Source organism: Sphingomonas sp. LHG3406-1 (assembly GCF_029637485.1).
GTDB lineage: Bacteria > Pseudomonadota > Alphaproteobacteria > Sphingomonadales > Sphingomonadaceae > Sphingomicrobium.
Genome location: NZ_CP069128.1, coordinates 986,576 through 1,000,354, shown reverse-complemented (window position 1 = coordinate 1,000,354; position 13,779 = coordinate 986,576). Strand labels below are relative to the sequence as shown.

Annotated in this window: 15 protein-coding genes; 9 read left to right on the top strand and 6 right to left on the bottom strand. The window is 68.5% G+C overall.

The genetic code is table 11. The annotated features are described in order from the left end of the window. Positions 1–90 precede the first annotated feature (90 nt). Complete coding sequence (locus JOY29_RS04855; protein WP_300975062.1) at positions 91–1,629, top strand: PQQ-binding-like beta-propeller repeat protein; 1,539 nt, start codon at positions 91–93, stop codon at positions 1,627–1,629. Between the two features lie 69 nt (positions 1,630–1,698). Here JOY29_RS04855 and JOY29_RS04850 read toward each other — a convergent pair whose 3' ends face one another. Continuing rightward, positions 1,699–2,262 (bottom strand): PRC-barrel domain-containing protein, encoded by a 564-nt coding sequence (locus JOY29_RS04850; protein ID WP_300975061.1) that lies wholly within the window; start codon positions 2,260–2,262, stop codon positions 1,699–1,701. Positions 2,263–2,398: 136 nt separating this feature from the next. On the opposite strand from JOY29_RS04850, the gene JOY29_RS04845 reads away from it, so the two are divergent. After that, the gene (locus JOY29_RS04845; RefSeq protein ID WP_300975060.1) at positions 2,399–3,199 is read left to right on the top strand and encodes a phytanoyl-CoA dioxygenase family protein; all 801 of its coding nucleotides are present in this window, start codon (positions 2,399–2,401) and stop codon (positions 3,197–3,199) included. A 158-nt stretch (positions 3,200–3,357) separates the two neighbouring features. On the opposite strand, the gene lexA is transcribed toward JOY29_RS04845, so the two are convergent. The 3 genes from lexA to JOY29_RS04830 all read right to left on the bottom strand — a co-directional run bounded on the left by lexA (position 3,358) and on the right by JOY29_RS04830 (position 6,675). Continuing rightward, positions 3,358–4,017, bottom strand: a complete 660-nt coding sequence (gene lexA / locus JOY29_RS04840) for a transcriptional repressor LexA (RefSeq protein WP_300975059.1) — start codon at positions 4,015–4,017, stop codon at positions 3,358–3,360. Between the two features lie 58 nt (positions 4,018–4,075). Continuing rightward, positions 4,076–4,657: an aminodeoxychorismate/anthranilate synthase component II gene (locus JOY29_RS04835; protein ID WP_300975480.1), complete on the bottom strand. Its 582-nt coding sequence runs from the start codon at positions 4,655–4,657 to the stop codon at positions 4,076–4,078. Positions 4,658–4,728: 71 nt separating this feature from the next. Beyond that, positions 4,729–6,675, bottom strand: coding sequence for a peptidyl-prolyl cis-trans isomerase (locus tag JOY29_RS04830; RefSeq protein WP_300975058.1), 1,947 nt, complete (start codon positions 6,673–6,675; stop codon positions 4,729–4,731). Positions 6,676–6,790: 115 nt separating this feature from the next. Between JOY29_RS04830 and tpiA the strand changes: the two genes are divergently transcribed. The 7 genes from tpiA (at position 6,791) to trxB (ending at position 12,030) form a co-directional block, all read left to right on the top strand. Continuing rightward, positions 6,791–7,540 (top strand): triose-phosphate isomerase, encoded by a 750-nt coding sequence (gene tpiA, locus JOY29_RS04825; protein ID WP_300975057.1) that lies wholly within the window; start codon positions 6,791–6,793, stop codon positions 7,538–7,540. 101 nt (positions 7,541–7,641) lie between these two features. Next, the gene (gene secG / locus JOY29_RS04820; protein WP_300975056.1) at positions 7,642–7,995 is read left to right on the top strand and encodes a preprotein translocase subunit SecG; all 354 of its coding nucleotides are present in this window, start codon (positions 7,642–7,644) and stop codon (positions 7,993–7,995) included. 133 nt (positions 7,996–8,128) lie between these two features. Beyond that, entirely contained in the window at positions 8,129–9,760 is a 1,632-nt protein-coding gene (locus JOY29_RS04815) for a CTP synthase (protein WP_300975055.1), read from the top strand. 26 nt (positions 9,761–9,786) lie between these two features. Beyond that, complete coding sequence (locus tag JOY29_RS04810; protein ID WP_300975054.1) at positions 9,787–10,536, top strand: glutaredoxin; 750 nt, start codon at positions 9,787–9,789, stop codon at positions 10,534–10,536. A gap of 81 nt (positions 10,537–10,617) precedes the next feature. Next, positions 10,618–10,791, top strand: a complete 174-nt coding sequence (locus tag JOY29_RS04805) for a hypothetical protein (protein WP_300975053.1) — start codon at positions 10,618–10,620, stop codon at positions 10,789–10,791. 27 nt (positions 10,792–10,818) lie between these two features. Beyond that, positions 10,819–11,052, top strand: coding sequence for a hypothetical protein (locus JOY29_RS04800; RefSeq protein ID WP_300975052.1), 234 nt, complete (start codon positions 10,819–10,821; stop codon positions 11,050–11,052). Between the two features lie 9 nt (positions 11,053–11,061). After that, the gene (gene trxB, locus JOY29_RS04795) at positions 11,062–12,030 is read left to right on the top strand and encodes a thioredoxin-disulfide reductase (protein ID WP_300975051.1); all 969 of its coding nucleotides are present in this window, start codon (positions 11,062–11,064) and stop codon (positions 12,028–12,030) included. A gap of 47 nt (positions 12,031–12,077) precedes the next feature. Here trxB and JOY29_RS04790 read toward each other — a convergent pair whose 3' ends face one another. Then, positions 12,078–13,364, bottom strand: coding sequence for a methyl-accepting chemotaxis protein (locus JOY29_RS04790; protein WP_300975050.1), 1,287 nt, complete (start codon positions 13,362–13,364; stop codon positions 12,078–12,080). Positions 13,365–13,469: 105 nt separating this feature from the next. Then, on the bottom strand, positions 13,470–13,751 hold the full coding sequence (locus JOY29_RS04785) for an acyl carrier protein (protein ID WP_300975049.1): 282 nt from the start codon (positions 13,749–13,751) through the stop codon (positions 13,470–13,472). Between the last annotated feature and the right edge of the window lie 28 nt (positions 13,752–13,779).

Here is a 13,779-nt window from a genome sequence, read left to right as displayed (position 1 = left end):
ACATAAAAGGGGCGTCGGCAAGGGGGCCGCGAATAACTGGGGGCGTACATGATCTTGGTTAGACTTGCTGTGGCGGCATCGGCCGCTGCGATGTTGAGCGCGTGCGGCGGTGGCGGCGGAAGCGATCCCAATCCCCCGGTACAGGTGACCCCACCCATCACGACCGCTACCCTTCCCGTGACCCTCTCGGCGGCGGCCGCGGACGTCACCATCGCGGAAGGCGAGAGCTCCGACTTCGGTTTTACGGCGACCTATAGCGGAACGAGCACGCAGCCGATCGTGGCGGACGTCACTGTAGGGAGCGACCGCTATCAATTGGTGGGAACGCCGACCGCATCCGGCTCAAGCTTCAATGTCGCTCTGCGGACGGCCGCGCTGGCGCCGGGCGGAAAGAACTCCACGAGCGTGACCTTCAGGCTCTGCACCAGCGCAAATTGCACAACCGTCTATCCCGGTTCGACGCAGACCTTCACCGTCAACCTCGACGTCCAGATGAAGGACTGGTCGACGCTGCAGCGTGATGCCGGCCATACCGGCTATGTCGCGGTCAACTACAACAGCAGCAAGTTCGCGGAGGCGTGGAATGTCCCGACCGCGCTATCGGTCAAGGGCGTCGCCGCCAGACGTGGGGGCATCTTCTACAATACGAGCCTGCCGAATGGGCGACTGGTCACCCGGGCCATCAATCCTGCCACGGGCGCGCAGCTGTGGGAGACCGACCTCGGTGCGGGCAGCTACTTCAGCCCGCCTTCGACGGCGAATGGGCGGGTGATCTCAATGGGAATGGACATCTCTTCGGGCGCGGTGCCGATGTCGATCCTGCGCGCCTCCGACGGTGGAGTGCAGGGTGCGCTCTCCTACGCTAGCCAGTTCAGCAACGGCGGCTCGCCGACGCCGTTCGGAGACGATCTCTATTTCCAGGCGGGCTATTACGGGAACGAGGTGTACGGCGCCAATGCTGCCGCCGGAACTCAGAGCTGGCGGACCGACGCCACCCAGGCGGTGCGCGGCTATGTCCAAGAAGGGCAGAGCGTCGCGGTCGACAACAGCTCCGTCTATTTCTTCGGCGGGGGCGACCTGACAATCCTGAGCCGAGCGACCGGTGCGATCACCCGGCGCATCCCGAACCCCCATTTCACCATGTTCGGCCTCAGCTACTTCGGGGTCTATTATGGCGGGCCGCTGCTCGACGGGAATGGACGGATCGTTACCTTTACCGACAACAAGGGGCCCGAGCAGCCGCTTCCGCTGGCGGCTTTCCAGTCGACCGGAACGGCGCCGCTGTGGCGGAGTTCGGCCAGTTATGTCGGCGACCCGGCGCTGCGCGACGGCAAGCTCTATGCCGCCCGGGCAGGCACGGCGATCGTCGACATCCTCGACATGGCGACCGGCGCCGTAACGGGGTCGATCAACCTTGGCGCCGACAAGGGCGGCCTGTCGAGCAACATCGTCCTGACCGGCAGCCACATGTTCGTCGCCACCGACACGGCGACCTATGCCGTCGACCTCAAGGCGACGACCCCGGCCGTGGTGTGGACCGCGCCGCGCGGCGGAAGACTGGCGATCACGCCGGACAATCTGCTGGTGGTGACCACCAACAATGGGTTGTTCGCCTATCGCCTCGCCTGAAGGGCGGATCGGTGGGGAAAGGACAGGGGGTGCAGCCGGGCTGCGCCCCCTTCTTCCTGTCGTGCGACCCTAGCGCCGGCGGCGATATTCCTCGTCGAGGTCGTGGGCCTGCTGGCGGCGTTCGCGTTCGCGGCGTTCGAGGGTGTAGCGGACGTCCTCGGCGGTGAATTCGACGCGGTAGCCGTTGCGGCGTTCGTCGTAGCGAAGCTCGTTCCACTGGACCGGGAAGAGCTGCTCGTCGAGGCCGAGGAAGCCGGTGCCCTGGCTGAGCACGGCATAGCGGACCTCGCCGCGATACTTGTCGAGCATCAGCGTCTTGATGGTGCCGAGCCGTTCGTCGTCGCGGCCGTAGACGGCGGTGCCCTCGACCTTGTGACTGGCGATGAGGTCGCGGGTCTCGTCCATCTGCACCGCATTGCGGCCCTGCCCGGAGGAGCGGGCGCCGCGTTCCTGGGCGCGGGGGTCGCGGTCGTGGCGGTCGTCGCGCTGGCTGCCGGGGTCCCGGTCGTCGTGGCCGCCGCTGAACAGGCCCCGGCCACGATCGCGGTCGCGTGGCCGGTCAGGATCGCGGTCGCGGTCGTGGTCGCGCATGCGCTCGCGGCGGTCGTCGTCGGGATAGCGGTCGTAGGCCATGGCTGCTTCCTCCTGCCGTTGGGGCAAGCAGACAAAGCGGGACGGGCGCGGGCTGTTCCGCGGCCAGACGGCGTGACCGGGCGGTCTGGCGCGGGCAAGGTGCGGGCGCGGCGATTCGCGAGGAGGGTGAGGCGCGGTGGAACTGGACGAAGCGCGGATCATGGGCGGGCTCTATGGCGATGGGATCATCGCCTGCCGCGGCGCCTTCAGCCCTGCCTGGGCGGACGGACTTGCGGCCGACATCTGGCGGGTGTGGGAGCGGGTCAAGGACCGGCCGGGCGGCGCGCTGCCGCGCGGGCCGCACCGCTTCTATGTCGAGGTGGCGCCCGAGGACATTGGGGGCTTCGTCGACATCGCGACCCACCCCTGGTTCGTGGCGGTGTGCGAGGCGGTGCTGACGAAGGACTACCGGATCGTCGAAGTCGGCTTCGACATTCCCTTCCCGGGCGCTCAGGACCAGCCGTGGCATCGCGACTTCCGCGCGCCGGAGGCGACGCTGGAGGGCCGGCGGCTGAACAGCCTGGCGTTCAACCTGACCGCGATCGACACGAAGGCGGAGCACGGGCCGTTCGAGGTGGCGCCGGGGACCCAGTGGGACCGGATCGAGGGGGCGGTCGACGGCATGTTCCCCGATCGCGCGCTGTGGGGGCGATACGAGGCGCGGGCCGAGCAGAAGATGCCGCAGCGCGGCGACATGTCGGCGCGCTCGGCGCTGACCATTCACCGCGGCACGGCCAATCGCTCAGATGATCCGCGGCCGGTGCTGGTGGTGGGGGTGGACGCGCCCGACGCGACCAACGCAGGGCACCATGATCTGCAGGTGACGCGGGGCTATTTCGACGCGCTGCCGGCGCGAGTGCGGGACCATCTGACCTGCCGGGTGGTGGATGAGCTCAGCATGATCGAACAGCATCATGTGATCGAGGGATTGCTTTAGAAGCGCGTCAACTCCGTCGCGAAGCGATGGGGAGGTGACCGTGCGCAGCACTGACGGAGGGGAGTGTCGCGGCGCCGGGCTGGCCCCTCCACCACTCAGCTTCGCTGAGCGGCCCCCCTCCCCATCGGCTGCGCCGACGGGGAGGATGCCGGCTGAGCTCAGTGATACCGGCGGATCAGCCCTGCCAGCTTGCCCTGGATCTCGACCCGGGCGGGTTCGTAGCGCTGGGGCTCGTGGGTACGGTTGGCGGGGTCGAGGCGGATCATCGAGCCTTCGCGGCGGAAGGTCTTCAAGGTCGCTTCGGCATGGTCGATCAGCGCGACCACGATCTCGCCCTCGCGCGCGACATTGGTCTTGCGGATGAGGACATAGTCGCCGTCGAGGATGCCCTCGTCGACCATTGAGTCCCCCGACACTTCGAGCGCATAATGTTCGCCCGGGCCGAGCAAGGCGGCGGGGACGGGGAAGCTGTCCTGACCCTGCAGCGCCTCGATCGGGGTACCGGCGGCGATCCGGCCGGCGAGCGGCAGGTCGATGGTGTCGTTGGCGGGGACCACCAGGCGCGGCTGCGGCGCGGCCGGTGCGGCGGGAGCGCCGCCGAGCCCGTCGGGCAGGCGGACCACCTCCAGCGCTCGGGCGCGGTTGGGAAGGCGGCGGATGAACTGCCGTTCCTCCAGCGCGGAGATGAGCCGGTGGACGCCCGACTTGCTCTTGAGGTCCAGCGCCTCGCGCATCTCGTCGAAGCTGGGGCTGACGCCTGAAGTCTTCAGGCGCTGGTCGATATAGGTGAGCAGTTCGCGTTGCTTGGCCGTCAACATGTCCCACGAGCCCCGAAGTGAACAGACGGAGAACGAGTAAGGAACGTTTCAGGGTGCGTCAAGAGTCCTGACGAAGGAAGTTCGCGAGCAGGGCGAGGCCATGGTCGCTGGCGATGCTTTCGGGGTGGAACTGGACGCCATGGACCGGAGCGCTGCGATGGCTGAGCGCCTGGATCGTGCCGTCACTGCCATAAGCGGTGGCGTGGAGGTCGGCCGGCAGCCGTTCGACGACCAGGCTGTGGTAGCGGGTCATGGTGAGCGGGGTGGGAAGGCCGGCGAACAGGCCGCGGCCGTCGTGGGCGATGGCGTCGGTCTTGCCGTGCATGGGCGCGGCGCGGGCGATGGTGGCGCCACATGCCAGTCCGATGGCCTGGTGGCCGAGGCAGACACCGAGCAGCGGCTTGCCGGCCACGATGCAGGCGGCGGCGAGGGCGACGGAAATGCCCGCATCGGCGGGATGACCGGGGCCGGGACTGATCAGCAGGGGACCCGGGTGGGCGAGCGCCTCGGCCACGGTCAGCGCATCGGCGCGGACGACGTCGACAGAGGCGCCGAGCTGGCGGCAATAATCGACCAGGGTGAACGTGAAGCTGTCGACATTGTCGATGACGAGAAGGTTGCCCGCCGCCGGCCGACGCAACCCGGCGGGCGCGGCCTCACCCCGCTCGCCTTCGTGCGAGTCGACCCTCTCCCGATCGGGAGAGGGTGGGATCACTGCGCGACGCTGCCGCCGATGATGCGGCTGCGGGCGGCGCGGATGGCGGCCTCGTTGCGCTCGACGCCGAGTTCCTTCTGGGCGGCGTTAAGCCACTGCAGGGCGAGCTCCTCGCTGGCGCTGCGCTGGAGCGAGGTCAGCTCCGAGGCGATCAGCTGCGGGTTGCCGGCGGCATTGCCCGGCACGACCTTGTCGAGCTTGACGAGGTAGATGCCCGACGGGCCGGCCGCGCGCTGCGCCTTGCCGGGCGCGAGGGTGAAGAAGATGCGCAGCGGCGGCGGGATCTCCTGGCCCTGCTGCGCGAACTGGCTGAGCGCACCGCGGCGCAGGTCGATCGCTTCCGGCGGCCGGACGCCCGACTGGTTGAGGGCGGCGACCGCCTCGGCCATCGGCGTACCCCGGTTGATCGCGGCCAGCACCTGTGTCGCGGCGGCATTGGCCCGGTCCATTGCGCGGCGGCCGATGAAGTCGCTGCGGACCTGGTCGGCGATACGGGCGAGGGGAGCAGGGGCGGGCGGCACCACGTCGGTCACGTCGACCAGCACATAGCCGGCCTCGTTCGGAAGCGGCTCGACGATGGGGTCGTCGTCGACGCCGAGGTCGAAGCTGGCGCCGGGCACCGCGGCATAGTCGGGCGGAAGCTTGAAGGCGGGCTGGTCGAAGGCGCCGCCGGCGCGGGTCAGCGGCGGGGTCGTCAGCACCGGCAGCCTCTCGGCGGTGGTCACTTCCTCGAAAGTGCGGCCGGAAGCGAGGCCGTCCTCGACCTTGGTGACGAGGTCGGCGAGGGCATTCTTGCGCTTGTCGGCCGTCAGCTTGGCGGCGATCTCGCCGCGCACGTCGGCGAGGCTGCGGCCGCCGGCGGCCTGGATGCTCTCGACCTTGATGACGTCGAAGCCGGTCGACGACTGGACCGGCCCGATCACCGCACCGGCGGGCGCGGCGAAGACCTGGGCGGCGACCGCCTCGCCCGTCTTGGCGGCAAGCTCGGCGCGGGTCTGCGGACCGACGCTGACGTCGCTGGCGGTGAAGCCGGCCGGCGCGGCGGCGGCGGCGAAGGTGCCGCCCGCCTTGGCGCGCTGGGCGATGGCCGCGACGGCGGCCTGGTCGGGCAGTGTGGCGCGGCTGATGACGCGCCGCTCGACGCCGCCATAGGTCGCCTGGTTCTGCTGATAGTAAGCCGCGATCTCCTGGTCGGTGGCGGCGATGTTCCCGAGCTGCTCGTCGGTGATTCGGGCGATGCGGAAGGCGCGGCGCTCCGGCACCGTGTAGCGCTGAACGTTCTGGCGATAGAAGGCCTGGAGCTCGGCGTCGGTCGGGGCCGGGCCGGCGGTGTAGGCGGCGAAGGGGACGAGCGCGAGGCTGCCGGTGCGCTGTTCGAGCAGCAGGTCGGCATAGGGGCGCGCGACGCCCTGCCCCAGGCGGGCATTGGTGGCGACCGGCGCAATGACGAGGCGCTGGAGAAGCGCGGTCTCGATCTCGCGGCGGAGCTGGGTGTCGGTAAGGCGCTGCTGCTGCAGGAAGGCTTCATAGGCCGCCTGGCTGAAGCGCCCGTCGAGCCCGCGCGTGCCTGGGATCTTCACGATCTCGGCATCGACCAGCTTCTTCGACACGGTGAAGCCATGCTTGCGGGCATAGGCCCACAGCGTCCGCTCCTGGATCAGGGCATCGACGATGGCGTCGAAGTCGCCGGCAAGATCGGCATAGGTCGCCTGTGGGTTCTGCTGGCGGACCTGCGTCAGGCGCCGCTGCATCGCTTGGTCGAGCTCGGCCGCGGTCAGTTCGACCTTGCCGACCTTGGCCAGCGTATTCTGCGGCAGCGATCCGCCGCCGGTGCTGAAGTTGGCGATGTCGGCGACCGCGAAGCTGGCGAGGATCAGCAGCAGGAAGAGGATCAGGATGCCGGTGCCGAACTTCGACTTGGACAGGCGGCGGAAAGTCTTCATGGAGTGCGGCGTTCCTGATCGTCTGAGAATGCGGTGACGCGCTTTAGGGGCCGCGCCGCCTTCCTTCAAGTTGACCGGCTTGCTAGGCGCGCTGGCGAAAACGACAGGTGAACGGATGACAATGGTGAAGCTGATCGCGGGCAACTGGAAGATGCATGGCACGTCCGAGGATCTCGGCGAGGTCCGCACCATCGCCGAATGGTCGAAGAAGTTCGAAGGCGCGGTCGAGGTGGCCTTGTGCGTGCCGGCGACCCTGATCCACCGCGCGGCGGAGGCGGTGCCCGGCTTCCTGATCGGGGCGCAGGACATCCACCACAAGGAGAAGGGCGCGCATACCGGAGACGTCTGCGCGGCGATGCTCCACGATGCGGGCGCCGGAATCGTCATCGTCGGTCATTCGGAGCGTCGCGACGCTCATCGCGAGGCGGACGGGCATGTGAAGGCCAAGGCCGAGGCGGGGCTCGGCGCCGGGCTCAAGGTCATCCTCTGCGTCGGCGAGAGCCTGGAAGAGCGCGAGGCGGGCCGGGCGGTCGAGACGGTCGGGCGGCAGGTCGATGCCTCCCTGCCGGCCGGGCCTGTCGACACTGGGACCTTTGCGCTCGCCTATGAGCCGATCTGGGCGATCGGGACGGGCCGCGTGGCGGAGGTCGAGGACATCGAGGAGATGCACTCCGCCATCCGCGAGCGGTTGGTCGCCGCTTACGGGGAGACGGGCGCGGGGGTTCGGATCCTGTATGGCGGGTCGGTGAAGGCGAGCAATGCGGGCGAGATCTTCGCCGTGCCGAACGTCGGCGGCGCGCTGGTCGGCGGGGCAAGCCTCAAGGCGGCGGACTTCCTGCCGATCGTCGAGGCGGGGGCGGACTGAGCCGCGGCTCCCTCGCCCGAGGGGGAAGCGAGGCTGTCATTGAACTTGGCCGCCGCCGCCGCTAAGTGCCCGCGCGAACCTTCCCATTGCCGAAAGCCTCCATGTTCACCTTCCTGCTCATCGTCCAGACCCTGGTCGCCATCGCGCTCTGCACCGTCATCCTGCTGCAGCGCTCGGAAGGCGGCGGGCTCGGCGTCGGCGGATCGTCGGCGGGCTTCATGACCGCGCGCGGTGCGGCCGATTTCCTCAGCCGTGCGACGTCCTGGCTGGGCGGGGCCTTCATCATCCTGTGCATCGCGCTCGCCGCGATCGCCGGCACCCGCAACAACGGCCAGCAGGTGGACGCGGCGATCGCCAATGCGCCGCTGCCGCAGGCCCCGGCCGCGCCGGTCCAGCAGGCGCCGGCGACTCCCGCCGCTCCGGCCGACAATGGCGCGGTGCCGCTGGCGCAGTAACCGTCTTCGTCCCGGCGAAGGCCGGGACCCTTGGCGATCAAGCGCTTTCATCTTCCGAGGTCCCGGCCGGCGCCGGGACGACGAAATATTTGGCTTGCCCCGGCGGCCTGTTCATCCCTAAGGCCACACTCCCATGGCGCGGTTTGTTTTCGTTACCGGCGGCGTGGTTTCCAGCCTCGGCAAGGGTCTCCTCTCGGCTAGTCTTGCAGCATTGCTGCAGGCGCGCGGCTACAAGTGCCGCATCCGCAAGTTCGACCCCTATCTGAACGTCGATCCGGGGACGATGAGCCCCTATCAGCACGGCGAAGTCTATGTCACCGACGACGGGGCGGAGACCGACCTCGACCTTGGCCATTACGAGCGCTTCACCGGCGTGTCGGCGCGCCAGTCGGACAATATCACCACCGGCCGCATCTACCGCGACATCATCGCCCGTGAGCGGCGCGGCGACTATCTCGGCGCGACCGTGCAGGTCATTCCGCACGTCACCAACGCGATCAAGGAATTCGCGCTGGCCGAGACCGAAGACCTCGATTTCGTCATCTGCGAGATCGGCGGGACGGTCGGCGACATCGAGAGCCTGCCGTTCATCGAGGCCATCCGCCAGCTGAGGAACGACCTCGGCCGCGGACAGACGGTCAGCGTCCACACCACTTTGGTGCCGTGGATCAAGGTGGCGGGCGAGCTCAAGACCAAGCCGACCCAGCACAGCGTCCGCGAGATCGCCAGTCTCGGCGTCCAGCCCGACGTCCTGCTGTGCCGCTGCGAGATGCCGATCCCCGAGGCCGAGCGGGCCAAGATCGCGCAATTCTGCAACGTGCCGAAGAGCGCGGTGATCGAGGCCCTCGACGCCCGCTCGATCTACGACGTGCCGCTGCAATATCATCGCGAAGGCCTCGACGACGAGGTGCTGAAGGCGTTCGGCCTGCCGACCGATCCGCGGCCCGATGTCAGCCGCTGGGAAAGCGTGATGGACGCCATCGACCACCCCGAGGGCGAGGTGACGATCGGTGTCGTCGGCAAATATGTCGGCCTGCCGGACGCCTACAAGTCGCTCCGCGAGGCGCTGGTCCACGGCGGCATCGCCAACCGGGTCAAGGTCAACATCAGGTGGCTGGACGCGGAGCTGTTCGAGAAGGGCGAAGAGAGCATGCTCGGCGAACTGGAGCCGATGCATGCCATCCTCGTGCCCGGCGGCTTCGGCGAGCGCGGGACCGAAGGCAAGATCGCTTCCGTCCGCTTCGCCAAGGAACGCAAGGTGCCCTTCTTCGGAATCTGCCTCGGCATGCAGATGGCCTGCATCGAGGGTGCCCGCGCGGCCGGCGTCGAGGGCGCCTCGTCGACCGAGTTCGGCGACACGGCGGAGCCGGTGGTCGGCATGATCACCGAATGGATGAGCGAGGAAGGGCTGCAGGAGCGGCGCGCGGGCGGCGACCTCGGCGGCACCATGCGGCTCGGCGCCTATGAGGCCGTGCTCGGCGGCAACAGCCATGTCGCGGCCATCTACGGAAGCACCACGATCAGCGAGCGGCACCGCCACCGCTACGAAGTCAACGCTCATTACAAGCCGGCGCTGGAGAAGAGCGGCCTCGTGTTCAGCGGCGTATCCCCCGACGGGCGGCTGCCGGAAATCGTCGAACGGCCGGACCATCCCTGGTTCGTCGGCGTCCAGTTCCACCCGGAATATAAGAGTCGCCCGTTCGACCCGCATCCGCTGTTCGCCAGCTTCATCGCGGCGGCGGTCAAGCAGAGCAGGTTGGTCTAGCCGGCGGGCGACCTATATCGGCCGGCATGAACCGGCCTGCTTCCCCCCGAACCCAAGCGACCCTCGTCCGCATGGTCATGCCGGGCCATGTCTGCCCGTTCGGGCTGAAGGCGCTGCACCTGCTGAAGAGCCGCGGCTATCAGGTCGAGGACCGCCACCTCACCACTCGCGAGGAGGTTAACGCCTACAAGGCACAAGCCGGGGTGAAGACGACTCCGCAGGTGTTCATCGACGGGCAGCGTATCGGTGGTCACGACGACCTTCGCCGTTTCCTCGGCCTGCGCGTCGCCGAGCCGGGTGCCACCAGCTACCGCCCGGTGGCAGCGCTGTTCGGGATGACCGCGGCCATGGCGCTGGGCTTGAGCGTCGCGGTCTACGGAACGCCGCTCACGGTCCGCTCGGGCGAGTGGTTCATCGCACTGTCGATGTGCGTGCTCGCGCTCCTGAAGCTGCAGGACGTAGAGAAGTTCAGCTCCATGTTCCTCAATTACGATCTGCTGGCGAAGCGCTGGGTGCCTTATTCCTATGCCTATCCCTGGCTCGAGGGCCTGGCGGGCGTGCTGATGCTGAGCGGCGTGGCCACGTGGCTGTCGGTGCCGGTCGCCCTGTTCATCGGCGGAATCGGCGCGGTGTCGGTGTTCAAGGCCGTCTATGTCGAAAAACGCGAGCTCAAATGCGCCTGCGTCGGCGGATCGAGCAACGTGCCGCTCGGCTTTGTCTCGCTGACCGAGAATGTCGGGATGGTCGCAATGGCTGTCTGGATGGTGGCGATGTGAAGTGGTCGCGCACCAAGGCCGGCTCGGCAACCCTGGCCCTGCGGAGCGGCGCCATGGGCCAGAGGCGTGGTGATTCGGCTGTTGCTCACCCTCGTTGGCTTCATCGCCCTGGCGGTTGCGCCGCTCGGCATGCCGGGGATGTTCGGGGTCGAACGGCGGCCCGGCGGGGCTGAAGAGCTGCTGCCAGCCGGTCTTCCTGCTGATGTGGCAGGAAGCGAGCGGCCCCAGCTTTCGCAGGGAAACAGCTTGAGCTAGGACGAACCAACTTCGAAGGATCCGACCATGATCGCATTGATGACTTCCGTACTGCTCGCCGCTTCGGCTCCGGCCATCGCCCCGGCGCCTGCCGCCGACGCCCACAAGGACCATGCCAAGCACCAGGGCATGAAGCACGAGGGCGAGTGCACGATGGACTGCTGCAAGGGCGACAAGCCCATGCCCTGCTGCGAGAAGATGAAGGCCAAGGCCGAGGCGCCCGCCGCCGAAGGTCATGGCGGCCACGAGCATGATCACTAAGTAAGAGCGATGAGCGAGACCATCCACAGCCGCATGATCGTGCTGGGCTCCGGCCCGGCCGGCCTCACCGCCGCCATCTATGCCGCCCGCGCCGGGCTGAAGCCGATCGTGATCCAGGGCATCCAGCCCGGCGGCCAGCTGACCACCACCACCGACGTCGAGAATTATCCCGGATTCCGCGACGTCATCCAGGGTCCCTGGCTGATGGAAGAGATGCAGGCCCAGGCCGAACAAGTCGGCACCCGGATGGTGTGGGACCATATCGACCGGGTCGAGCTGAACGGCCGGCCGTTCCGGCTCCACGGCGACAGCGGCACCACCTATCTCGCCGACACGCTGGTGATCGCGACCGGCGCGCAGGCCAAGTGGCTGGGGCTTCCGACCGAGGAGCGGATGAAGGGCAAGGGCGCCAGCGCCTGCGCCACCTGCGACGGATTCTTCTATCGCGGCAAGAAGGTGGCGGTCATCGGCGGCGGCAACACCGCGGTCGAGGAAGCGCTCTACCTCACCAACCACTCGGACGACGTAACCCTGATCCACCGCCGCGACAGCCTGCGGGCGGAGAAGATCCTCCAGGACCGGCTGTTCGCCCACAAGGCGATCACCGTCGTCTGGAACAGCGAAGTGGACGAGTTTCTGTCGGGCGGTGAGCCCGAAGCCCTGACGGGCCTCAGGCTCAAGAACCGCCTCACCGGCGAGTTCAGCGAACTTCACGTGGACGGCGCGTTCGTCGCCATCGGCCACAAGCCGGCGACCGAGCTGTTCGCCGGGCAGCTGGACCTCGACGAGGACGGCTATCTTGCCGTCGAGACCGGTTCGACCCGGACCAACATCCCCGGCGTATTCGCCTGCGGCGACGTGATGGACAAGGTCTACCGCCAGGCGGTGACGGCGGCCGGCACCGGCTGCATGGCCGCGCTCGACGCCGAGCGCTTCCTCGCGGCGGAGGAATTTGCGGAGCTGCAGGCGGCGGAATAATCGCCGCGGTCGACGATCCTGTCGATCGGCGGCACTGAGGGCTGGGCTCAGGCGGCCCTGACGAGGCCCAGGAAGTCGCCCACCTCGCTTTGCAACAGCTCTGCGCCGCGGCGCAGGTCGTTGGCCATGGCGTCCAGTTCCTTTGCGCTCGCCGCCGCCGAGCGGACCGAGTGGACGATCGTTCCGACCGCATCCTCGATCGAGACGGCCGCGTCCTGCGCCTCGCCGACGGTCCGGGCGATCAGCCGGGTCGTATGGGCTTCGGCGGTGATGGCGCGGTCGATATCGCGGCTGCTCGCGGCCATTTCCTCGATGGCGGTCTCGATCTCGACGAAGTCACCGGCGACGTCGGCAATTCCGCTGCGCAGAGCGCCGATCTCACCGCTGATGCCTTCCGTCGCGGCCTGGGTCTGGTCGGCAAGCCCGCGGATCTCGGCGGCGACGACGCCGAAGCCGGCACCCGCCGCTCCGGCCCTTGCGGCTTCAATGCTGGCATTGAGCGACAGCAGGTTCACCTTGCCGGCGATCTCGCCGACCAGCGCCATGACCTGGTCGATGGTGCGCGTGCCGTCGGCCAGCCGGCGCGAGCGGTCGACTCCGCTGCTGACCCGTTCGGCCGACCGGCGGGCGACTGCCCGGCTCTGCTCAAGGCTGCGCTCGATCTGGTCGAACGCCGCCGCCAGACCGACCCCGCTGCGCGCCACGTCGACCATGCTGGTGCGGGTCTGGGACGCGGCGCTGGCCACCGCGGCCGCGCGCGTTCCGGCGATCTGGGCCCGATCCACGGTCGCTTCGGCAAGGCGCTGGACGCTGTTGGCAAGCCCGACCATCTGGCTCGACAGGGACGCCACCTGGCCCTCGAAGCGGGTGGAGAAGCTTTCGATCCGCTCGGCCCGCCGGAGCCTCGCGGCGGCGGCGGCCGCTTCTGCCCCGGTCGCAAGCATTAGCAGCCGCCGGTTGGACAGGGTGGCGTGGAGCAGGCCGCGGCGGGTCAGGATCATGCCCTCGCGGCCGTCGCGGCGGCGATAATGATCGACCAGTGCGCCAATGTCTTCCGTCACCTCCATCGTCGGGCAGGGGCGGAGGAAGGAGGCGATGTCGGCGCTGACCGTCGGGTTCTGGAGCAGGGCGTGGCCATAAGGGTTGAGCAGGAGCCGGCGCACGTCCTTCTCGAAGATCGCGCCGCGGGGTCGCCTGTCCGCATCCAGTACCGCCAGCAGGCGCAGGTCCGCATCCTGCTGGAACATGGCGACCGCCTCGCGCAGCGTTCCAGTTGCGGCGAGAAAGCGAGGGCTCAGTTCAGCCTCAGTCAGGAAGGTCGCGCGGGAGTTCATGTGACCGCCCATTACCGACCAAGCGTTAACGAAGCTTTCACCATTTCTCGCAGGATTATGACAAGAAAGTGAAAGCCGGTGCGCGAGTGGCGCGGCGAACCGGCCTTATGCGGCGAGCCGCTCCACGAAGGCCCGCAGGCTGCCGTAGGTGGCGAAGTCCTCGGCTTCGACGTCGCTGTCCTCGATCAGCACGCCGAACCTTTCCTCGATACCGGTGAGGAGGTTGGCGACCGCCATGGAGTCGAACTCCGGCAGGGCGCCGAACAGCTCGGTGTCGGCATCGAAGCCGGCGACGCGCGCCTCGGTCAGGCCGAGCGTCTCGGCGAGCAGGGCGCGGAGCGCATCGTCATGGCCCGCGTTGGGCGAGGGGTTGGGCTTGGCCGCCATGGTGCGCCGCCCCTAGGGGAGGGCTGGC